At 69.8% G+C, this 20,930-nt stretch carries 24 protein-coding genes; 18 read left to right on the top strand and 6 right to left on the bottom strand.

What is annotated here, in order from left to right; translation table 11 throughout:
- Positions 1-26: 26 nt before the first annotated feature.
- From AC3IF1_RS14295 to AC3IF1_RS14285, 3 genes are all read right to left on the bottom strand, one after another.
- Positions 27-713 (bottom strand): DUF1007 family protein, encoded by a 687-nt coding sequence (locus AC3IF1_RS14295; protein WP_243968162.1) that lies wholly within the window; start codon positions 711-713, stop codon positions 27-29.
- A gap of 90 nt (positions 714-803) precedes the next feature.
- On the bottom strand, positions 804-1,712 hold the full coding sequence (locus AC3IF1_RS14290; RefSeq protein WP_489218137.1) for an amino acid ABC transporter substrate-binding protein: 909 nt from the start codon (positions 1,710-1,712) through the stop codon (positions 804-806).
- Positions 1,713-1,740: 28 nt separating this feature from the next.
- Positions 1,741-3,021 (bottom strand): dicarboxylate/amino acid:cation symporter, encoded by a 1,281-nt coding sequence (locus AC3IF1_RS14285; RefSeq protein ID WP_489218136.1) that lies wholly within the window; start codon positions 3,019-3,021, stop codon positions 1,741-1,743.
- 242 nt (positions 3,022-3,263) lie between these two features.
- Between AC3IF1_RS14285 and AC3IF1_RS14280 the strand changes: the two genes are divergently transcribed.
- The 12 genes from AC3IF1_RS14280 to AC3IF1_RS14225 all read left to right on the top strand — a co-directional run bounded on the left by AC3IF1_RS14280 (position 3,264) and on the right by AC3IF1_RS14225 (position 13,129).
- Positions 3,264-4,181, top strand: a complete 918-nt coding sequence (locus AC3IF1_RS14280; protein ID WP_243968166.1) for a branched-chain amino acid ABC transporter permease — start codon at positions 3,264-3,266, stop codon at positions 4,179-4,181.
- Positions 4,181-5,575 carry a high-affinity branched-chain amino acid ABC transporter permease LivM gene (gene livM, locus AC3IF1_RS14275; protein WP_243968167.1) on the top strand — a complete coding sequence of 465 codons (1,395 nt, stop codon included), beginning with the start codon at positions 4,181-4,183 and terminating at the stop codon, positions 5,573-5,575. The genes AC3IF1_RS14280 and livM overlap by 1 nt, the downstream gene beginning before the upstream one ends.
- Positions 5,575-6,501 carry an ABC transporter ATP-binding protein gene (locus tag AC3IF1_RS14270; protein ID WP_489218135.1) on the top strand — a complete coding sequence of 309 codons (927 nt, stop codon included), beginning with the start codon at positions 5,575-5,577 and terminating at the stop codon, positions 6,499-6,501. Before livM ends, AC3IF1_RS14270 begins: the two co-directional genes overlap by 1 nt.
- Positions 6,498-7,295, top strand: a complete 798-nt coding sequence (locus AC3IF1_RS14265) for an ABC transporter ATP-binding protein (RefSeq protein WP_243968169.1) — start codon at positions 6,498-6,500, stop codon at positions 7,293-7,295. The genes AC3IF1_RS14270 and AC3IF1_RS14265 overlap by 4 nt, the downstream gene beginning before the upstream one ends.
- A gap of 5 nt (positions 7,296-7,300) precedes the next feature.
- The gene (locus AC3IF1_RS14260; RefSeq protein WP_243968219.1) at positions 7,301-7,669 is read left to right on the top strand and encodes a DUF6867 family protein; all 369 of its coding nucleotides are present in this window, start codon (positions 7,301-7,303) and stop codon (positions 7,667-7,669) included.
- Positions 7,670-7,718: 49 nt separating this feature from the next.
- Positions 7,719-8,840, top strand: a complete 1,122-nt coding sequence (locus AC3IF1_RS14255) for a branched-chain amino acid ABC transporter substrate-binding protein (protein ID WP_489218134.1) — start codon at positions 7,719-7,721, stop codon at positions 8,838-8,840.
- Positions 8,841-9,235: 395 nt separating this feature from the next.
- Positions 9,236-10,159 carry an amino acid ABC transporter substrate-binding protein gene (locus AC3IF1_RS14250; RefSeq protein WP_243968171.1) on the top strand — a complete coding sequence of 308 codons (924 nt, stop codon included), beginning with the start codon at positions 9,236-9,238 and terminating at the stop codon, positions 10,157-10,159.
- Between the two features lie 80 nt (positions 10,160-10,239).
- On the top strand, positions 10,240-10,962 hold the full coding sequence (locus AC3IF1_RS14245; protein ID WP_243968172.1) for an amino acid ABC transporter permease: 723 nt from the start codon (positions 10,240-10,242) through the stop codon (positions 10,960-10,962).
- Positions 10,963-11,019: 57 nt separating this feature from the next.
- Positions 11,020-11,712 (top strand): amino acid ABC transporter permease, encoded by a 693-nt coding sequence (locus tag AC3IF1_RS14240; protein WP_243968174.1) that lies wholly within the window; start codon positions 11,020-11,022, stop codon positions 11,710-11,712.
- 151 nt (positions 11,713-11,863) lie between these two features.
- The gene (locus AC3IF1_RS14235) at positions 11,864-12,592 is read left to right on the top strand and encodes an amino acid ABC transporter ATP-binding protein (protein ID WP_243968221.1); all 729 of its coding nucleotides are present in this window, start codon (positions 11,864-11,866) and stop codon (positions 12,590-12,592) included.
- Positions 12,593-12,638: 46 nt separating this feature from the next.
- The gene (locus tag AC3IF1_RS14230) at positions 12,639-12,884 is read left to right on the top strand and encodes a colicin E3/pyocin S6 family cytotoxin (RefSeq protein ID WP_409564801.1); all 246 of its coding nucleotides are present in this window, start codon (positions 12,639-12,641) and stop codon (positions 12,882-12,884) included.
- Positions 12,881-13,129 (top strand): DUF7683 domain-containing protein, encoded by a 249-nt coding sequence (locus AC3IF1_RS14225; protein WP_243968176.1) that lies wholly within the window; start codon positions 12,881-12,883, stop codon positions 13,127-13,129. The genes AC3IF1_RS14230 and AC3IF1_RS14225 overlap by 4 nt, the downstream gene beginning before the upstream one ends.
- Positions 13,130-13,156: 27 nt before the next feature.
- On the opposite strand, the gene AC3IF1_RS14220 is transcribed toward AC3IF1_RS14225, so the two are convergent.
- Complete coding sequence (locus AC3IF1_RS14220) at positions 13,157-14,179, bottom strand: gamma carbonic anhydrase family protein (protein WP_489218132.1); 1,023 nt, start codon at positions 14,177-14,179, stop codon at positions 13,157-13,159.
- 166 nt (positions 14,180-14,345) lie between these two features.
- Between AC3IF1_RS14220 and AC3IF1_RS14215 the strand changes: the two genes are divergently transcribed.
- Entirely contained in the window at positions 14,346-14,813 is a 468-nt protein-coding gene (locus tag AC3IF1_RS14215) for a molybdenum cofactor biosynthesis protein MoaE (protein ID WP_489218131.1), read from the top strand.
- Between the two features lie 6 nt (positions 14,814-14,819).
- On the opposite strand, the gene AC3IF1_RS14210 is transcribed toward AC3IF1_RS14215, so the two are convergent.
- Positions 14,820-14,969 (bottom strand): hypothetical protein, encoded by a 150-nt coding sequence (locus tag AC3IF1_RS14210; protein WP_243968227.1) that lies wholly within the window; start codon positions 14,967-14,969, stop codon positions 14,820-14,822.
- A gap of 186 nt (positions 14,970-15,155) precedes the next feature.
- Between AC3IF1_RS14210 and AC3IF1_RS14205 the strand changes: the two genes are divergently transcribed.
- On the top strand, positions 15,156-16,301 hold the full coding sequence (locus AC3IF1_RS14205) for an AI-2E family transporter (RefSeq protein ID WP_243968179.1): 1,146 nt from the start codon (positions 15,156-15,158) through the stop codon (positions 16,299-16,301).
- Positions 16,302-16,313: 12 nt separating this feature from the next.
- Here AC3IF1_RS14205 and AC3IF1_RS14200 read toward each other — a convergent pair whose 3' ends face one another.
- On the bottom strand, positions 16,314-17,546 hold the full coding sequence (locus tag AC3IF1_RS14200) for an amidase (protein ID WP_489218129.1): 1,233 nt from the start codon (positions 17,544-17,546) through the stop codon (positions 16,314-16,316).
- Between the two features lie 111 nt (positions 17,547-17,657).
- Here AC3IF1_RS14200 and AC3IF1_RS14195 point away from each other — a divergent pair, with 111 nt between their 5' ends.
- From AC3IF1_RS14195 to AC3IF1_RS14180, 4 genes are all read left to right on the top strand, one after another.
- The gene (locus tag AC3IF1_RS14195; RefSeq protein ID WP_489220389.1) at positions 17,658-18,647 is read left to right on the top strand and encodes an extensin-like domain-containing protein; all 990 of its coding nucleotides are present in this window, start codon (positions 17,658-17,660) and stop codon (positions 18,645-18,647) included.
- A gap of 169 nt (positions 18,648-18,816) precedes the next feature.
- A complete protein-coding gene (locus AC3IF1_RS14190; RefSeq protein ID WP_243968181.1) occupies positions 18,817-19,278 on the top strand; it encodes a hypothetical protein in 462 nt (153 codons plus the stop codon).
- A 2-nt stretch (positions 19,279-19,280) separates the two neighbouring features.
- Complete coding sequence (locus AC3IF1_RS14185; RefSeq protein WP_489218128.1) at positions 19,281-19,943, top strand: ribonuclease T2 family protein; 663 nt, start codon at positions 19,281-19,283, stop codon at positions 19,941-19,943.
- A 67-nt stretch (positions 19,944-20,010) separates the two neighbouring features.
- Positions 20,011-20,859: a 23S rRNA (adenine(2030)-N(6))-methyltransferase RlmJ gene (locus AC3IF1_RS14180; RefSeq protein ID WP_489218127.1), complete on the top strand. Its 849-nt coding sequence runs from the start codon at positions 20,011-20,013 to the stop codon at positions 20,857-20,859.
- The last annotated feature ends 71 nt before the right edge of the window (positions 20,860-20,930 follow it).

The raw sequence follows: 20,930 nt of genomic DNA, 5'->3' as shown, positions 1-20,930 counted from the left end.
CCGGCGGCCATCCTTCGGGGCGATGCCTAGGGACATGCCACCAGCACCCGGCTGGCGAACTGCACCCCGTAGCCGGAGGCGGCGGTGAGCGCCTCGAAGAACGCCTCGGTCATGCCCGGGGACCCGGCCTCCGCGGTCTCGGGCTGCGCGATTTTGGGCGGCTCGGTCTTCGGGCGCGTGACGGTGGCCGCGCAGCCCTGGGGGGCGCCAGCGAGGGTGGCCGCGTCGGACCCGTCCGCGAACGCGAACGCGACGAAGTAGGTCGGGTCGTAGACCTCCAGGGCGGCGACCCCCCGGCCCTGCTGGACCGGGTTCTTCAGCGGCAGCAGGAAGGTCATGACCAGGGCCCCGTCCTCCATCCGCGCCGCCGGCTCCTCCGGTTCGGCGAAGGCCTGTTCCCGGCCGCCGACCTTCAGCTTCGTGAAGTAGCCGAACTCGGCGAGGTTGGCGGCGTTCTCGGCCGCGAGCCCGGCGAGTTCGTCCGGGCTGAGGGTGCCGTCCTTGTTGGCGTCGAGGCCCTGCGTGACGAAGGCGGTGTATTCCGGATCGAAGCGCCAGGTGTCGCGCACGCCGACCAGCCTGCCGTCCGCATAGACGAGCTGCGCCTTGGCGGTCACCCAGACATGGGGATGGGCCGAGGCCGCCGAGGCGGCGCAGGCGAGGGCTGCGGCGAGCAGCGCTCGCAGGGTCGGGCGGTGCGCGGCGATCAGCATGGGGCGGGGGCACGCTCGCGGCGGGTGGGAGGCTGTCGAAGCGGTCCCTCCTCGCCCGCCGGTGGGGCGAAAGCGAGGCGCCCCGGCCGCTCACTCCCCCGTGTCGAGGCCCATCAGCTGGAAGCTCACCCGCAGGTCGTTCGACATCGGGATGTCGAGGCGTTCGCCGTTCGGCAGGCGTTTGAGGAACCAGCGCTCGTAGGTCCAGCGCAGGGCCCGGGATTCCGCCAGCCGGGTGAAGGTCTGACTGACGATCCCGGCCAGTCCCGGATCGTCCTTGCGGAACATGATGCCGTAGGGCTCGTAGGAGAGCTTGTCGGGCAGCACCGTGTAGTTCGCCCCGTCCCGGGCGTCGGTGGCGATCAGCCCATAGAGCAGCACGTCGTCGGTGGCGAAGGCATCCGCCTGGCCGGCCTTCACCATCGCGTAGGAGGCGGCGTGGTCGGGGGCCGTCACCACCTTCGCGTCGATCTTGAGCCGGCCGAGCAGGTCGCGCACGGCCTTCTCGTTGGTGGTGCCGGCGGTGACCACCACGGTCCTGCCGCCGAGGTCGCGATAGGAGGCGATCCCCCCTGCCCGCTTCACGAGCAGCTGCGTGGCGCTGATATAGTCCACCGGCGAGAAAGCGACCTGCCGGCGCCTCTCGGCGTTCGCGGTGGTGGAGCCGCATTCGAGGTCGATCTGGCCGGATGTCACCGCGGCAATGCGGTTCTCGGCGGTGATCGGCGCGTAGCGGATCTTCACCGGCCGGCCGATCGCCGCCTGGACGTCGTCGGCGACCTCGCCGCAGAGGTCGAGGGCGTAGCCGATCGCCCGGGGCGCACCGTCCGGGTTCTTGCCCTCCACGAAGGAGAACGGCACCGAACTCTCCCGGTAGCCGAGCACGATCTCGCCGCGCTCGGCGACGCTCTTGAGGGTGCCGGTGAGCACCTCGACCGCCGCGGCCGGGTGCGCGCCCGCCAGCGCCAGGACCAGAACAGCCACGGACCGCATCGCCATCACCCGCCCTCCCAACCGCGCCCCGCCGCTATTCCGCCGGCGACGGCACGGTGCCGACATGGTCGAGGCGCTGGTCGGTGGCGGTGAGCTGCCCCTCCCACTTGGCCACCGCAACGGTGGCGACGCTGTTGCCCAGCACGTTGGTGGCCGAGCGGCCCATGTCGAGGAACTGGTCGATGCCGATGATCAGCAGCAGCCCGGCCTCCGGGATGTTGAACTGCGCCAGGGTCGCCGAGATGACCACCAGCGAGGCGCGCGGCACGCCGGCCATGCCCTTCGAGGTGACCATCAGCAGGAACAGCATCGTGAGCTGCTGACCCCAGGTCAGCGGGATGTTGTAGGCCTGGGCGATGAACATCACCGCGAAGGTGCAGTACATCATCGAGCCGTCGAGGTTGAACGAGTAGCCCATCGGCAGCACGAAGGACGTGATGCGGTTGGGCACGCCGAATTCCTCGAGGTTGGTCAGCATCTTCGGATAGGCCGCCTCGCTCGACGCGGTCGAGAAGGCGAGCACGAACGGCTCCTTGATCAGGTTGATCAGCCGCATGATGCCGTTGCCCCCGAGCATCAGGAAGCCGACGAACATCAGCAGCGACCAGAGCACCCCGAGGCCGATGTAGAATTCGATGAGGAACTTGCCGTAGGTGATCAGCACGCCGATTCCCTGCGTGGTGATCGTCGCGGCGATCGCCGCGAACACCGCCACCGGGGCGAACATCATCACGTAGCCCGTCACCTTGAGCATGACGTCGGCCAGGCCCTCGATGCCCTTGGCCAGGAATTGGCCCTTCTCGCCGAGCGCGGCGAGCCCCACGCCGAAGAAGATCGAGAAGACCACGATCTGCAGGATCTCGTTGTTGGCCATCGCCTCCACGGCGCTCTTGGGCACGAGGTGGGTGACGAACTCCTTGAGCGAGAGCGAGGCGGTCTTGAGGCCGGTGCCGGCCCCGACATCGGGCAGCGGCAGGTTCAGGTTCACGCCCGGCTGCATGAGATTCACGAGGATCAGGCCCAGCATCAGCGAGCAGAACGAGGCGCCGACGAACCACAGCAGCGCCTTGCCGCCGACGCGGCCCACCGCGGCCGTATCCCCGAGATGGGCGATGCCGACCACCAGCGTCGAGAACACGAGCGGCGCGATGATCATCTTGATCAGCCGCAAGAACACGTCGGAGATCAGCGCGATGTAGCCGGCGATCTCCTTGGCGGTCTGCGGATCGGGCCAGGTGATGCTGCAGGCGTAGCCCACCGCTATCCCCAGGAGCATGCCGATGAAAATCATCGTCGTGAGCCGCGAACCCGTCATCGGTACTGCTCCTCGCCTGGGCTCGGGATGATCGAGCATAAAGTTCGTTAACGTGAAGCACGATCTACGCCATACGCAAGCCCATCCGGGGGATGTTACTCGGCTAGTCGACTGTTTTCACGCGACGCCCGCGCGGGGATGAAACCTGTGGCCCTCGTGCTACGGCTGCGGTACGGGACTTGCCCCGCCGTGCGGCCTGCGCTCCGCGCGGGCGGCACTGAAACCAGCGTGCGCGAGAGTTCATGGACGTCTTCGTACAGCAGTTGATCAACGGGCTGACCCTCGGCTCGATCTACGGCCTGATCGCCATCGGCTACACCATGGTGTTCGGCATCATCGGCATGGTGAATTTCGCCCACGGCGACGTCTTCATGGTCTCGTGCTTCATCGCCCTGATCACCTTCCTGATCCTGACTACGTGGCTCGGGGTCAGTTCCATCGCCCTGGCCTTCCTGGTGGTTCTGGTGGTCGCCATGGTGCTCACCGCCCTGTGGGGCTGGGCGATCGAGCGCGTGGCCTACCGGCCGCTGCGCGGCTCGTTCCGGCTGGCGCCGCTGATCTCGGCGATCGGCGTGTCGATCTTCCTGTCGAACTTCGTCCAGGTGGTGCAGGGCGCGCGCAACAAGCCGACGCCTCCGATGCTGTCGGGGGGGATCACCCTGTTCGAGCGCGACGGCTACGCGGTGTTCCTCGCCTGGAAGCAGGTGCTGATCATGGTGGTGACCGCGGTGCTGCTCACGGGGTTCTGGTACCTCGTGCAGCGGACCCCGTTCGGACGGGCGCAGCGCGCCTGCGAGCAGGACCGCAAGATGGCGGCGCTCCTGGGCATCGACGTCGACCGCACGATCTCCCTGACCTTCGTGCTCGGCGCCGCGCTGGCGGCGGTCGCGGGCGTCCTCTACCTGATGTATTACGGCGTCGTGTCGTTCTCGGACGGCTTCGTTCCCGGGGTGAAGGCCTTCACCGCGGCGGTGCTCGGCGGCATCGGCTCGCTGCCCGGGGCGGTGCTCGGCGGGCTGATCATCGGCCTGATCGAAACCTTCTGGTCCGCCTATTTCTCCATCGAGTACAAGGACGTCGCCGCCTTCTCGATCCTGGCGATCGTGCTGATCTTCATGCCCTCGGGCATTCTGGGCCGGCCGGAGGTCGAGAAGGTCTGATGGCCCGTTCGCAGACTGCGCTCCCCGGCTCGGTGATGGCCGGAATCCTGCGCGACGCCGGGCTCTACGCCCTCGTGGCCTTCGGCCTGTGCGTACCGATCATCGCCTACCGCACCGATCCGGGCCCCGGAACCGACCTGGTGCTGGTGCCGCGCTGGGGGCTCGTGGCGGCCCTGTGCGCGGCGATCTTCGTGGTCCGCCTCATCCAGCGGCTCGTGCTCCTGCGCCGGGACGCCCGGCGGGCCCTGACCCCGGCCCCGACCCAGGCCACCGAGGCGGTTCATGGCGAGCCGGCTGCGGGCCAGAAGAACGCCAAGCTCGGCGTCTGGCTGTTCATCGGCATCGCCCTGACCCTGCCGATGATCGCGGCGCTGGCCACCGGCGGCCTGTCCTCGGCCCGCTACTGGATCGACCTCGGCATCCTGATCCTCACCTACGTGATGCTCGGCTGGGGCCTGAACATCGTGGTCGGCCTCGCCGGCCTCCTCGACCTCGGCTACGTGGCCTTCTACGCGGTCGGTGCCTATTCCTACGCCCTGCTGTCGACCACCTTCGGCCTGTCGTTCTGGATCTGCCTGCCGCTGGCGGGCCTGTTCGCCGGGCTGTGGGGCATGATCCTCGGCTTCCCGGTGCTGCGCCTGCGCGGCGACTACCTCGCCATCGTGACCCTGGCCTTCGGCGAGATCATCCGCCTCGTGCTGATCAACTGGACCGACGTGACCGGGGGCGGGGCCGGCATCTCGTCGATCCCGCGGGCGACCTTCTTCGGGATCCCGTTCACCGCGGGGGAGGACGGATTCGCGGCCCGGTTCGGCATCCCCTACGATTCGATGCACCGGCTCGTGTTCCTGTACTACCTGATCCTCGGACTCGCCCTGATCACCAACTTCGTCACCCTGCGCCTGCGCCGCCTGCCGATCGGCCGGGCCTGGGAGGCTTTGCGCGAGGACGAGATCGCCTGCCGGTCGCTCGGCATCGACACCACGGCCACGAAGCTCACCGCCTTCGCCCTGGGGGCGGCCTTCGGGGGCGTCGCCGGCTCGTTCTTCGCCGTGCGCCAGGGCTTCATCAGCCCCGAGAGCTTCAACTTCCTGGAGAGCGCCATCATCCTGGCGATCGTCGTGCTGGGCGGCATGGGCAGCCAGGTCGGCGTCGCCATCGCCGCGGTGGCGATGGTCGGCGGGCCGGAGATGCTGCGCAACCTCGGCTTCCTCAAGGCCGTGTTCGGCGAGGGCTTCGATCCCAACGAGTACCGGCTGCTGCTGTTCGGCCTCGCTATGGTGGCCATGATGGTCTGGCGGCCCCGCGGGCTGATCTCGGTGCGCCTGCCCTCTGTGTCGCTCGGCGAGCGCCGCGCCGTCTCGGGCGCGCATGTGAGCGAGGGGCACGGCTGATGGCACATCATCCGGATCCCCGGGCGCAGGCGCAGGCCTCCGCCCCGCCGGTGCTCGCCGTGGAGCACCTGACCATGCGCTTCGGCGGCCTGACCGCCGTCTCCGACCTGTCCTTCGTGGCAAGGCGCGGCGACATCACCGCGCTGATCGGCCCGAACGGGGCCGGCAAGACCACCGTGTTCAACTGCATCACCGGCTTCTACAAACCCACCGAGGGCATGCTGAGCCTCGCCCACGCCGACGGGGCGACGCATCTCCTGGAGCGCCTGCCGAACCATGCGGTGAACAGCACCGCCCGGGTGGCCCGCACCTTCCAGAACATCCGCCTGTTCCAGGGCATGACCGTGCTGGAGAACCTGTTGGTCGCCCAGCACAAGCCGCTGATGCGGGCCTCGGGCTACACGATCCTGGGGCTGCTCGGCCTGAAGACCTACCGGGACGCGCAGGCCGCCGCGATCGAGCGGGCCAAGGCCTGGCTCACCCGCATCGACCTGATGGACCGGGCCGACGACCCGGCGGGCGCCCTGCCCTACGGCGCGCAGCGGCGGCTCGAGATCGCCCGGGCGATGTGCACCGACCCGGTCCTGCTCTGCCTCGACGAGCCGGCCGCCGGCCTCAACCCGCGGGAATCGGCGGAGCTGAACGGGCTCCTGCGCCACATCCGCGACGCGCACGACACCTCCGTGCTGCTGATCGAGCACGACATGTCGGTGGTCATGCAGATCTCCGACCACGTGGTCGTGCTGGATTACGGCCAGAAGATCGCCGACGGCACGCCCGCGGAGGTGCAGTCCGACCCGAAGGTGATCGCCGCCTATCTCGGCGTCGAGGACGAGGAGGTGGAGGCCGTGGAGGCCGAGGTCGGCATCACCGTGCCGCATGCCGCGGGCCCGCGGGCCGGCGCACCGGCAGGAGCGTCCGTATGAGCGTCGCCGGCATCAACGTCCTGGTCGAGGAGACCCGGGCGATCCAGGCGGGGGCCAAGCCGCCGCTCCTCGCGGTCCGGGACGTCTCCACCTATTACGGCAGCGTCGCGGCGCTGCGGGGCGTCGATCTCGACGTGGCCGAGGGCGAGATCGTCACGCTGATCGGCGCCAACGGCGCCGGCAAGTCGACCCTGATGATGACGGTGTTCGGCAGTCCCCAGGCGCGCTCGGGGACGATCACCTATGACGGGCGCGACATCACCCGGCTGCCGACCCACGCCATCGCCCGGCTGGGCATCGCCCAGTCGCCGGAGGGCCGCCGGGTCTTCCCGCGGATGAGCGTCTACGAGAACCTCCAGATGGGTGCCGCCCTCCATGACGGCCGCTTCTTCGCAGAGGATCTGGAGAAGGTCTGCACCCTGTTCCCGCGGGTGAAGGAGCGCCTGAACCAGCGGGCCGGCACCATGTCGGGGGGCGAGCAGCAGATGCTGGCCATCGCCCGGGCGCTGATGAGCCGCCCGCGCCTGCTCCTCCTCGACGAGCCGTCGCTCGGCCTCGCCCCGCTGGTGGTGAAGGGCATCTTCGACGCGATCCGGGAACTGAACCGGACCGAGGGGATGACGATCTTCCTCGTCGAGCAGAACGCCTACCACGCCCTCAAGCTCGCCCATCGCGGCTACGTTCTGGTCAACGGCCGGGTGACGATGAGCGGCACCGGGCGGGCGCTCCTCGACGATCCGAACGTCAAGGCGGCCTATCTGGAAGGGGGCCATGCCGGCCCGGTGGGGGCATGAGCATGTTGCAGGGGCTCCTGTACGAGGAGGACTCGGCCTGGCTGTTCCTGTTCGTCACCGTGGTGATGGGCGGCTGGGCCGGCTGGATGGCGGCGCGCGGCATCGCCCGGGGCTGGCGGCCGTTCTGGCACTGCGCCCTGGCGCTGCTGCTCGTGGCGGCCGCCGTGCGCTTCATCCACTACGCCCTGTTTTCCGGCACGCTGCTGTCGCTGCACTACTATGCGGTCGACGCGGTCGTCGTCATGATCATCGGCGCGGCGGGCTTCCGCTACACGCGGACGCGCCAGATGACGAGCCAGTACCGCTGGCTCTACGAGAAGACCTCACCGCTGACGTGGCGTGCGCGTGCACCCGAGGCGGGCGAGGTCGTATGAGTGCGGCCGGATCCGCACGTGCGGTCCTGACAACATGGGGATGTACGCGATGAGATCGATTCTGCTCGCCGGGCTCGCGCTCGGCGCCATGGCGGCGGCCGCGCAGGCCGCCGAGGTCAAGCTCGGCATCGCCGCGCCGATCACCGGCAACAGCGCCGCCATCGGCGCACAGCTCAAGAACGGCGCGAGCCAGGCGGTGGAGGACCTCAACAAGGCCGGCACCCTCAAGGGCACGACGCTCTCCGTCACCGTGGGCGACGACGCCTCCGATCCGAAGCAGGGCGTCTCGGTGGCCAACAAGTTCGCCAGCGACGGCGTCAAGGTGGTCGTCGGGGACTACAATTCCGGCGTCTCGATCCCGGCCTCCGACGTCTATCTCGACGCCGGCATCATCCAGGTCACCCCCGCCTCCACGAACGTGAAGTTCACCGAGCGCGGCATGTGGAACACGTTCCGCACCTGCGGCCGCGACGACCAGCAGGGTGCGGTGGCCGGCACCTATCTCGCCACGCACTTCAAGGACAAGAAGATCGCCTTCGTCCACGACAAGACCCCCTACGGCAAGGGTCTGGCCGACGAGACCCTGATGGTGCTCAAGGCCAAGGGGATCAAGCCGGTGATGTTCGAGGGCATCAATCCCGGCGAGAAGGATTACTCGGCGCTGGTCTCGAAGTTGAAGTCGGCGAATGTCGACGTGGTCTATTTCGGCGGCTATTACACCGAGGCCGGGCTGATCCTGCGCCAGATGCGCGACCAGGGCCTCAAGGCGCCGATGATGGGCGGCGACGGCATGGTCGACCGCGAGCTCGTGTCGATCGCGGGTCCCGCCGCCGAGGGCACCCTGACCACCTTCCCGCCGGACGCCCGCAAGAACCCGAACGCCAAGGGGGCGCTCGCCGCCTTCAAGGCCAAGAACATCGATCCCGAGGGCTACACGCTCTACTCCTACGCGGCCGTGCAGGTGCTGGCCAAGGCGATGGCCGAGACCGGCTCCAGCGACGGCAAGAAGCTCGCCGACTGGCTGCATCAGGGCAAGGCCGTAGAGACCGTGGTCGGCCCGATCGCCTATGACAAGAAGGGCGACATCACCCGGCCGGATTATGTCATGTACGAGTGGAAGAAGGGCGCCGACGGCAAGATCGATTACAGCGGCAACGAACTGACGAAGTAAGCCGCCACGGCGTCCCGCGCCGCCAGCCAGGCCGCCGCCGTCCCGTGCCACCGCGCGGGGCGGCGGCGTCGTTTCGGTTGCGGTGAATTCGTCAGCCTTGATGGGCGATCCGGTCTCGACACCGGGTGCGTCCGCCTAAGAAGTGTGCATGATGCCGCCGGCGCGGGCGACAGGTCGGCTCGGCCGCCGGGAGATGGCCATGGGGACGGCAGGGATCGCCGCGGCGGGCATCCGCATGAGCTTGGCTGCGGCAGCTCCGTACTCGGCCGCAGTTTCCCGCGGCGCCTCGACCCGCCTCCCGGCACCATCATTGCAAAGGCGTCGCCCGAGCGGGCAGGCGCATGCGCCCGGCCGCCAGCCGACGCCGTTCGGCCTGATCCAGGAGTTCCGTACCGATGCAGTCTGATATCGCTCGCCGCGGCGTCGCCGCGGCGCTGGGCTTGGCCCTCGCCTTCGCCCCCCTGAGCCTGCGGGCCGAGGATCTCACCGGCACCCTCAAGAAGGTGAAGGAGACGGGCGCCATCACGATCGGCTACCGCGACGCGTCCGTCCCGTTCTCGTATCTCAGCGGCGACCAGAAGCCGATCGGCTACGCGATGGACATCTGCTACAAGATCGCCGACGCGGTGAAGGCCAATCTGGGCCTTCCCAACCTCGAGGTGAAGCTCAACCCGGTCACCTCCGCCACGCGTATCCCGCTGATGGCGAACGGCACGATCGACCTCGAATGCGGCTCGACGACCAACAACGCCGAGCGCGAGAAGCAGGTGTGGTTCACCAACTCGCACTTCCTCACCGCGACCCGCTACGTCTCGAAGAAATCGGCCAACCTGCACACGATCGAGGACCTGAAGGGCAAGACCGTCGTCTCGACCTCGGGCACCACGAACATCAAGCAGATCAACGAGGCCAACACGGAGCGGAAGCTCGGCCTGACGATCCTGCCGGCCAAGGACCATGCCGAGGCGTTCCTGATGGTCGAGACCGGCCGCGCGGCGGCCTTCGTGATGGACGACGTGCTGCTCGCCTCGCTGGCCGCCTCCTCGAAGGACCCCTCGGCCTACGAGATCTCCACCGAGGCCCTGTCGAAGCCCGAGCCCTACGGGATCATGCTGCGCAAGGACGATACGGCCTTCAAGAAGGTCGCGGACGACGCCACCGCCAAGCTCTACACCAGCCCCGCCGGCAAGGCTCTCTATGACACGTGGTTCACCAAGCCGATCCCGCCGCGCAACATCAACCTCAACCTGCCGATGAGCGCGGATATGAAGAAGCAGTTCACGACGCCGATCGCCAGCCCGGATCCGGCGGCCTACTGAGATCGCGACGACGCAATGACGTGCACCGCGGAGCCCGGCTCCGCGGTGCACCTTTGTAAGATCAGGGCAGAAGCGGCGCGATGAACTACAATTGGAACTGGCGGATCTTCTTCGACGCCTCGCCTGAGGGTAACGGCACCTATCTCGACATGCTGCTCTCCGGGCTCATGTGGACGATCGCGACCGCCCTCTGCGCCTGGGTGATCGCCTTCTTCCTGGGCTCCCTGGTCGGCGTGCTGCGTACCCTGCCGTCGAAACCCGCGAACGCGATCGGCACGGCCTATGTCGAGCTGTTCCGCAACGTGCCGCTGCTGGTGCAGATGTTCCTCTGGTACTTCGTGCTGCCGGAGGTCGTCCCGACCCGGCTCGGCGACGCGATCAAGCAGATGCCCGATGCGCCGTTCTACACGGCGGTGGTCTGCCTCGGCTTCTTCACCGCCTCGCGGGTGGCCGAGCAGGTTCGCGCCGGCATCCAGGCGCTGCCCCGCGGTCAGGGCATGGCCGGCACCGCGATGGGCTTCACCACCTACCAGACCTACCGCTACGTGCTGCTGCCGAACGCCTACCGGATCATCCTGCCGCCGATGACCTCGGAATTCCTCAACAACCTCAAGAACACCTCGGTGGCCCTGACCATCGGCCTTCTGGAACTCACCGCCCGGGCCCGCTCGATGCAGGAATTCTCGTTCCAGGTGTTCGAGGCGTTCACGGCGGCCACCCTGCTCTACGTGATCATCAACCTCGTGGTCGTCACGGCGGCGACCTTCCTGGAAAAGGCGGTCGCCATCCCCGGCCAGCGCTGAGGACCGCCCGCACCCGATCCTCCGGCGCCGCCCGACGGCCACCGCGAACAGGCCCCGATGCTCTCGAATTTCGACTACTCCGTCATCCTGTCGTCCCTGCCCTACCTGTTCGGGCAGGGCATGGTCTTCACCGTGACGCTCACCGCCATGGCGGCCGCGGGTGGCGTGGTCATCGGCACCCTGCTGGCGATGGCGCGGCTCTCGGGCATCCCCGGCCTCAGCCATGTCGCCAAGGGCTATGTCGAGCTGTGCCGCTCGCTGCCCCTCGTGCTGGTGATCTTCTGGTTCTACTTCCTGGTGCCGTATATCGGCGCCTACGTGACCGGCGCCACGACGCCGATCCAGGTCGGGGCCTTCCCATCGGCGCTCATCACCTTCATGGCGTTCGAGGCGGCCTACTTCTCGGAGATCATGCGCGCCGGCATCCAGTCGATCGCCAAGGGCCAGACCGCCGCCGCGCAGGCGCTCGGGATGAATTACTGGCAGACCATGGGCAACGTCGTCCTGCCCCAGGCCTTCCGCAACATGCTGCCGCTGCTGCTGACGCAGACGATCGTGCTGTTCCAGGACACGTCCCTGGTCTACGTGCTCTCGCTCACCGACTTCATGGGGGCCGCCTCGAAGGTGGCCCAGCGCGACGGCCGGCTCGTCGAGATGTATATCTTCGCGGCGATCGTCTACTTCGCGATCTGCTTCTCGGCCTCGTTCCTGGTGCGCCGCCTGCAGCGCCGCGTGGCCATCATCCGCTGACCGACACTGGAGACCGCGTATGACCTCGTCCCCGATGCCGGCCCCGCATGCCGCCGAGCCCGCCCTCGACGCCGCGCACGCCCCGGCGGATGTCGGCCTGCAGCCGGGCGGCCTCGTCTCCGCCGTGCCCGCGGCGGCGCCCGGCGAGACGATGATCGCCATCGACGCCATCAACAAATGGTACGGCGACTTCCAGGTGCTGACGAACTGCACCACCAAGGTCGCCAAGGGCGAGGTGGTTGTGGTGTGCGGCCCCTCCGGCTCGGGCAAGTCCACCCTGATCAAGTGCGTCAACGCCCTGGAGCCGTTCCAGAAGGGCCAGATCACGGTCGCCGGCACCAAGGTCGCCGACAAGGCGACCAACCTGCCCAAGCTCCGCTCGCGGGTCGGCATGGTGTTCCAGCATTTCGAGCTGTTCCCGCACCTGTCGATCACCGACAACCTCACCATCGCCCAGCGCAAGGTCCTGGGACGGAGCGCCGAGGACGCGAAGAAGCGCGGGCTCGACCTGCTCGCCCGGGTCGGCCTCGGCGCCCATGCCACAAAGTTCCCGGGCCAGCTCTCCGGCGGCCAGCAGCAGCGTGTGGCCATCGCCCGGGCGCTCGCCATGAACCCGGTGGTGATGCTGTTCGACGAGCCGACCTCGGCGCTGGACCCCGAGATGGTCGGCGAGGTGCTCGACGTGATGGTGGAGCTCGCCAAGGAGGGCATGACCATGATGGTCGTGACCCACGAGATGGGTTTCGCCCGCAAGGTCGCCGACCGGGTGATCTTCATGGACCGCGGCGAGATCGTCGAGGACGCCAAGAAGGAGGACTTCTTCGGCAGCCCCCGCTCCGAGCGCGCCCAGACCTTCCTGTCGAAGATCCTGCAGCATTGAGGGTCTGAGTTGGTCCAGAGCCAATCGATCGGGATGGCTCGAAACGATGGTGCCGCCACCGCGGAACTTGCCGGGTTTTCCGGCCGCTGTGCGGGTGCGGCCGAAGACGTCCCGGCCCGGTGGTGGTTTGCGGATGCGCTGGAAAGACGCGAGCGGCGCGATCTACGAATGGGACTACCAGCACGGGCACGTTGAGAAATATGATGTGCGCGGCAGCCATCTCGGCGGGTTCGACGCTGCCACTGGTGAGCCGGTGTCGCGAGCTGACAGCAAGAGGCGCGTAGAGCCATGAACGTCGGGCATATCGTGGCCGGATATGACAAGGCCACGGAACGCCTCACCATCGAGCATGATGTTCCTCTCACACTCTTCGCAGAGGTGCGAAGCCTTGCCGAAGTGCCCGATACGGACCGTCAGGCGCTCGGATCGTATCCGCTCAGCCTGTCCGCGGTTCGCAAGATTGCTTCCAAAATGCCGGCTTCCCTGAACGTGGATGCCTACGATTGGTTTTTGGAGCCCGTGCGTTCAGAACTTTGATGGCTCTCAGCGGGAGGCGTGCGACGGTTAAGCCAAAGCCTCCTGCGCAACCCGATAGTCCCGCCCGTGCCGGCAATAGCCCTCGACGATGCGGATCATGGTGGCGCGCTTCTCGGCATCGAGGGGGGCGAGGATCCGCGCCGGACGGCCGCCCCACAGGTAGCCGGCCTCCAGGATCTGGCCGGGATCGGTGGTCGCGCCGGCGGCCAGCATCACGTCGTCGGCGATCAGGGTGCCGGGCGCGATCGCGGCGCCGATCCCGATTAGCGCCCGGGCGCCGATCCGGCTGTCGGCGATCCGCACGTTGTGGGCGATCGTCGTATCGCGGCCGATCACGACGCCGTCGCCCCGTGTGCGGATGACGGTATTGTCCTGGATGTTGGTGTCGGCGCCGATCACGATCGGGCCGACCTCGGCGTTGAGATCGCAGCAGAACAGCACGCTCGAACCCGCACCCAGGCTCACCCGGCCGCGCAGGGTCGCGGTGCGGGCCACGAACACGCTCTCGTCGACCTCCGGCGGCTCTCCGGCCGGCGGAAGGGCGGGGCCGTCGCCCATCCGCTCGCGCAGGCGCTCGGCCCGCTCGGCCACGTCCTCGGGGCTCACCGGCTGGCGCGGCCGCGCCGGGCTTCCCGCATAGGCGTGGCCGCCGGGGAGCTGCGCCCGCGGGAACACCGTGGACCCCGCCTCGATCACCGCACCGTCGCCGATCTCCGCCCCGTCGAGGATCACCACGTCGTCCTCGATCACGACGTCGGAGCCGACGGTGCAGGCATGCACGACGCTGTTGCGCCCGACCGTCACGCGGTCGCCGACCTGCGTGCCCCGCACCAGGGTGCCGATGTGCACCGTGGAGCGGTGACCCAGCCAGAACCGGTCGCCGAGGGTGACGCTCTGCCCGTCCGCCCGGATCACGGCCTCGTCGCCGATCCAGGCCTGCGCGCCGATGCGGGCGGCCCCGATCACCGTGCTGCCGCGGCCGCACCAGACCGGTCGGCTGGCGAAGTCGGGCTGGACGCCGTCGTAGGGCAGGATCAGGTCGGGGGTCACGCGGATATCCTTCTCCACCGCCGGTCGGGGCTCGCGGGGTGATCCGAGCCGGCGGCGAACGATGCGGGGCCAGCGGGGCGCGGCGGACCGTCTCATATAGAGCCGCGCCGCGGTGTGACAGGCGCGGGGCTGGTCGGCGACGCTCCGGACCCCTATGGACCGGAGGATGAGCGCGCCCGTTCCGAGCGTCGGCATCCAGGCCGAGCCCTTCGACACTGCGACCGAGATCGCCCGGGTGAGCGCTGTCCTTGGGGGGCGCGTCGGCGCCATCGTGACCTTCTCGGGCCTGTGCCGCGACGAGGACGGCCGCCTGGCGGCCCTGGAACTGGAACATTATCCCGGCATGGCCGAGGCGGAGATCCTCCGGGTCGCCGAGGAGGCCGCTGCGCGCTGGCCGCTCCAGGCCCTGCGGGTGATCCACCGGCACGGGCGCGTGCATCCGGGCGACGGCATCGTGCTGGTGATCACCGCCTCCAGCCACCGGGTCGCCGCCTTCGAGGCGGCGAGCTTCCTGATGGATTACCTCAAAACCCGGGCGCCGTTCTGGAAGCGCGAGCACCTCGTCGACGGCACCGTCGGCACTTGGGTCGAGGCCATGGCGCAGGACGACGCCGCGGCCGACCGCTGGCGCTGAGCCCGGCTAAACGATCAGCGCGTTGAGCAGCACCGCGAGGGCGCCCCCCGCGATGGCGATGCCCATCAGGATCACGCTGCTGAGCTGATCGCCGGTATCGACTGTCCGGCCGGGGCCGAGGGAGCGGCTCGGCGTCTCGCCATAGGGATCCATCATACCGTCTCTCCTGCCCGCGTCGGCGCTCCGACGCCGGCGACCAACGCGCGAACGGCGTTTCGGTCCCATGCACTGTCGGCGGCCTCGGACGCGCCGGCGGCGCCCCGGCATGCACACGTCCCCCGCCCGCCGCACTTGACCCTGGCGGATCCGCGGCGTTCGTGGGGCCAGGGCTCAGGAGCGGTGATGTCAGACGGACAGGTGCAGGAACTCAAGGGTCCGGTCGGGCCCTGGCGCGGGACGCTACCGCTCGCCGCCTCGGGCATCGCGGTGGTCTGCTTCGCGGCGGCGCTCGCGCTGGCCTGGATGTCGGTGGGCACGCTGCTGCTGATCTTCGCCGGCGTGCTGCTCGGGGTCTTCCTGGACGGTCTGACCCGCGGGCTCGGCCGGGTCCTGCCCCTGCCCCGGGCCCTGCGGCTGACCATCGCCAGCCTCGCGGTGGCGGTCGCGGTGGTCGGCTTCGGCAGCTACGGGGGCGCCACCGTCGTCCAGCAGGGGCGCGATCTCGGCACCACGATCAAGGATCAGGCCGGAACGGTTTCGGGCTGGCTCGCCGAGCGGGGCATCGACGTCCCGAGCCTCGCACCGCAGGGGGGCGGCAAGGACGGCTCGACTGAATCCGGGCAGCGGGAGGGCGGCCTCGGCGGCCTCGCCAACGGCCTGCTGAAGGGCAGCAGCTCGATCGTCTCGGATGCCGGCAGCGTGCTGGGGCCGGCCGCGGCCGTGATCCTCGGGCTGTTCGACGCCCTCGGCAATCTCCTGGTGATCGCCTTCCTGGGGCTCGCCTTCGCGGCCGATCCGAAGGCCTATCGGGACGGGGTGCTGCGCTTCGTGCCGCCGCAGAAGCGCCGGCGCGCGGCCAAGGTCCTCGACGGCGCCGGCGAGACCCTGCGCCACTGGCTGTTCGGCCAGTTGATCATCATGGCCGTGATCTTCCTCTGCACCTGGGCCGGGCTGGCCTTCCTGGGGATCGGCGGCGCGCTGATCCTCGGCCTCCAGGCCGGGCTGCTGGCCTTCGTGCCGACCGTAGGACCGCTGGTGGCCGGCATCGTGATCATCCTGGCGGCCCTGGCCTCGGGCCTCAAGGCGGTGATCGGCGCCGTGGGCGTCTACCTGGCGGTGCAGTGCCTGGAGAGCTACGGCCTGACCCCGTTCATCCAGAAGCGGGCGCTGGACATCCCGCCGGCCACGATCTTCGCCGGGCAGCTGATCCTGGGCGTGATCTTCGGCCTCTGGGGCATCGCCCTGGCGCTGCCGATGATGGCGGTGATCAAGGTCCTGCTGGAGCAGCTCTACGTGGAGGATACCCTCCACGAGCAGCCGAGCAGCTGACCGGCGCGCCGCTCAGCGGCGCAGCGCCGCCTCGATCATCCCGGCGACCGCCAGCGCGCAGCCGTCGTCGCCGAAGCGGCCGATCACCTGCACGCCCACCGGCAGGCGCTCGCCCGGCACCGGTACGTTCACGCAGGGCACGCCCATCAGGGTCCAGAGCTGGTTGAAGCGCGGATCGCCCGTCGAGGCCAGGGTCGCGGGGGCCGGGCCGGGGGCCGAGAAGGTCAGGATCGCGTCGTAATCGGCGAACAGGCCCTTGAGCACCCGGCGGGCCCGGTGGGCATGGCGGCGGGCATCGTCGTAGGCGGCCGGGCCGATCGCCGCGCCGGCCTCGAGGTGCTCCCGGACCCGCGGCGGAAGGGCGTCGGCCTGGGTGTCGTATTCCCAGGCGAGCGCCAGCCGTCCCTCGTAGTTCTGGATGATCCGGTGCCGCTCCCAGGCCTCCGCAAGCTCCGCCGGAAGCGCGAGGTCGGTGACCTGTGCGCCGGCCCGCTCGGCAGCCTGCCGGGCGCGCGTCAGCGCGGCCTCGGCGGCGGGCTCCGGCGCCTCCGCGAAATCCTGCCGCACGAGGCCGATCCGGGGCGCGGATCCGGTCGCGGCGCCCTCGATCTCCGGCCGGCCGGTGACCAGCGCCAGGGCATGGGCGACGTCCGCGACCCCGGCGGCGAACAGCCCGACCGTGTCGAGGGCCCAGGAATAGGTCTTCACACCGACCGTGGGGATCAGCCGGAACGAGGGCTTCACCGCCGCGCAGCCGCAATAGCTCGCGGGCCGGATCACGGAGCCCGCCGTCTGGGTGCCCAGCGCGAGCGGCAGCATGCCGGCGCCGACCGCGGCGGCCGAGCCCGCCGAGGAGCCGCCGGGCGTGTGGCCGGGATCGTGCGGATTGACCGTCTCCGTCGGATCGCTGCTCGCGAAGGCGGTGGTGGTGGTCTTGGCCAGCGCCACGGCGCCGAGTTGCTTCAGCCGCGCCACGATGGCGGCGTCGCCCCGCGGGTGCCAGCCCGCATAGATCGACGAGCCCATCTGGGTCGGCAGGCCGGCGCTGTCGATGATGTCCTTCACGCCGACCGCGATCCCGGCCAGGGGCCCGGCCTCCGGGATGGCGGGCGACGCGTCGAGGGTGACCAGCGCGTGCAGCGCCGGCTCCCGCGCGGCGATCGCCGCGTGGCACAGGTCGATCGCGCCCGTCGGCGTCAGGGTGCCGGCTGCGATGCGGGCGCGGAGGTCAATGAGTGAGAGCATTCTGTATTCACCCGTTGTTCGCTGGGCCTGTCAACCGGCCTGCCACAGGGCGCCGCATTCCCGAAACGCCGTTGACGAACGCTTTACGGGACCGTGCGCATCGTCCGGACCATGTGGCGTGGCGTATCCCTGTTCTCGGCCCTGGCGCTGTTCGGCGCGGGGCTCACCGCCTGCTCGATCAACCATTTCGAGCGGCGCGACCCGTGGCGCGATCAGGCGGAGCAGGTCTGCCTGGCCAAGAAGCTCGTCGAACCCTCGGACTACATCACGCCGATCGCCGCCATGAACGGCCCGGGGCCCTGCGGCATGCAGCAGCCCTTCCGGGTGACCCGGCTGGCCGGCGGCTCCGTGACCCTGAAGCAGCGGATGACCCTGGGCTGCCCGGCCCTCGCCGAGGCGGAGGCCTGGCTGGCCGACACGATCCAGCCCGCCGCCAATCTCTATTTCGGCGTGCCGGTCGCGGAGATCAACGCCGGTTCCTATTCCTGTCGCGGCCGCAACAACCAGCCCGGCGCCAAGCTCTCCGAGCACGGCTTCGGCAACGCCATCGACGTCATGTCGGTGAAGCTCGCCGACGGCCACGTGATCACCGTCAAGGGCGGCTGGCGCGGGACGGAGGCCGAGCAGGGCTTCCTGCGGGAGATCTTCCTGGGGGCCTGCCAGCGCTTCACCACCGTGCTGGCCCCTGGCTCGAACGTGTTCCATTACGACCACATCCACGTGGACCTCGCCCGGCACGACCCCCGCGGCCTGCGGCGGATCTGCCAGCCGCTGATCAAGTTCACCCCGCAGCTCGGGACCGGCATCGAACGGCCCCTGTCTCGCCCGGTGCCGCCGCCGCGCCAGCCGGCCGCGCCGCAGGCCCCGGTGGATATCGAGGAGGACGATCCCTACGGCCTCTCGCCGATGTCGAAGGCCGGGAGCCCGACCCAGGTCGCCCGCGCCCCGGCGCGCCCGCCCGCCGCCTCGGCCTACACGGCCGCGCCGCCGGTGCGGCCGGCGCCGCGGGTCGCCACGGCCGTGCCCGAGGAGCCCGCTCAGGATTACGACGAGCCGCTCCAGCTCGGCGCGCCGCCGCCGAGCACGGGGCCGATCTACTGAACGGGCCTGCGGGCCTCCCCATCGACCCCTCCGCCGGCGGCCGGTCACTGTAGCGGCCGCGCCGCACCGCGCGGCAAAGCGTCGTCGCGGCCGAGCTTGCGCTTGACTGGCGGTGCGGCCGGTTCATCGTTCCGGGATGCAGGACCGCACATCCGCCGAGACCCGCGCCATGCGCCCGATCCGTCACGGCCTCGCCCTCGGGCTGGCCCTCCTCGCCCTGGCGCAGCCGGCGCTGGCACGCACGGCCCGCGAGGATATCGAGCCCGCCGAGGAGCGGGAATTCCCGTTCGACGCGCAGATCCCGGGCTGCCAGGACCCGTCGGTGCTGGAGCGGGTCTCGACCAACTTCGCCGAGAAAGAGGCGAAGTACTGGAACTCGTCGATGACGATCCTGTCCTTCGACACGATCGAGCGCACCGCCTGGCGGCCCTGGGGCCTCGACACCTACCCGCGCCGGTTCTGCAGCGCCACCGTGACCACCTCGGACGGGGTGCGCCGGAAGGTCGACTATTCCGTGCGCGAGAGCCTCGGCATCATCGGCGCGACTTGGGGCGTCGAGTTCTGCGTCCACGGCCTCGACCGCGATCTGGCCTACGCCTACGCCACGGCCTGCCGGATGGCGCGTCCCTGAGGATGCGCGGCCCCGCCGCCTGCCTCGCCGCCCTGCTGCTGGCCGGGCCGGCCACCGCCCAGGATTACGGCGGCTTCACCCGCCGCGGCACCCCCGGCGAGTTCGATTTCTACGTGCTGGCCCTCTCGTGGTCGCCAAACTTCTGCGCCGCGGCGGGCGGGCATCGGGACGACGTCCAATGCACCCCGGGCCGCGGCCTCGGCTTCGTCGTCCACGGGCTGTGGCCGCAATACAGCCGGGGCTTTCCCGCGGGCTGCTCCGCTTCGGTGCGCGCGCCGACCCGACAGGCGATCGAGGTGGCCGGGCAGGTCTATCCGAGCGAGGGGCTCGCCCGGCACGAGTGGCGCACGCACGGCACCTGCTCGGGGCTCGACCCCGTGGCCTATTTCACCGCCGCCCGGGACGCCCGGCTGGCCGTGACGATCCCCGACAGCCTCAAGGGCGGTTCCCCGCCGCAGACCCTGGCGCCCATCGAGATCGCCCGGCAATTCGTGGCCGCCAATCGCGGCCTGCGCCCCGACATGATGGCGGTCACCTGCACGCACGGCCAGTTGCAGGAGGTCCGGATCTGCTTCGGCAAGGATTTGCACGGCTTCACCCCCTGCCCCGAGGTCGCCCGCGGCAATTGCCGGGCGCCGGAGATCACCCTCGACGCCGCGCGCTGAGATTTTTTGGGCCCCCTCGGCGTTCGGCGCTGGACCCGGGCGGCCGGATCGGCTTCACCGCGCTCCCATGAATTATCGGCATGCCTTCCACGCCGGCAACCACGCCGACGTGCTCAAGCACCTCGTGCTGGCGCGGGTGCTCGACCACCTGCGCCTCAAGGACAAGCCGTTCCGCGCGCTCGACGCCTTCGCGGGCCTCGGCGTCTACGACCTCGCGGCCGACGAGGCGACCCGCACCGGCGAATGGCGGGATGGCTGGGGCCGGATGGACGCGCCCTTCGCGCCCGCCGTGGAGGCGCTGCTCGCCCCCTACCGGGCGGCGGTCGCGGCGGTCCGGGCGCGCCACGGCGCCACCGCCTATCCGGGCTCGCCCGCGCTGATCCGCGAGGCGCTGCGGCCCGGGGACAAGGGCGTGTTCGTGGAACTGCACCCGGCGGACGCCGACATCCTGCGGGCGCGGTACGCGCGCGACCCGCGCACGAAGGTCATGAGCCTCGATGGCTGGACGGCGGTCAACGCCCAGGTCCCGCCGCCCGAGCGGCGCGGCCTCGTGCTGATCGATCCCCCCTACGAGGTGCCCGGCGAGATCGAGCGGCTCGGCGCCCACCTCGCCCGGGCGGTGACGAAATGGCCGACCGGCCTGTTCCTGGCGTGGTACCCGATCAAGGATGCGGCCGCCCTCGACCGCATGATCCGGGACCTCGACGGCGCCCTGCCCCGCCCGGCGCTCCGACTCGACCTGCTGATCGATCGGCCGGACGACCCGACGCGCCTCACCGGCAGCGGGCTGATCGTGGTCAACCCGCCTTGGCGTCTTGCGGAGGAGGCGACGGTCTTCCTGCCGGCACTGGCCGAACGTCTGGCTTTGCAGGACTTCGGCGGCTTTCGCTGCGACCCGATCGGCCGGAATGATTGATTCGCCAACATCGAGCCGCGTTCCAGGACGCTGATTCCTTCGATCGGACGAAGATGAGGGTTCGCCCGCGA

Source organism: Methylobacterium sp. E-012, assembly GCF_057836545.1.
Note: the sequence above shows the minus strand (reverse complement) of the source record. Positions and strands in the feature narration are given on the sequence as shown.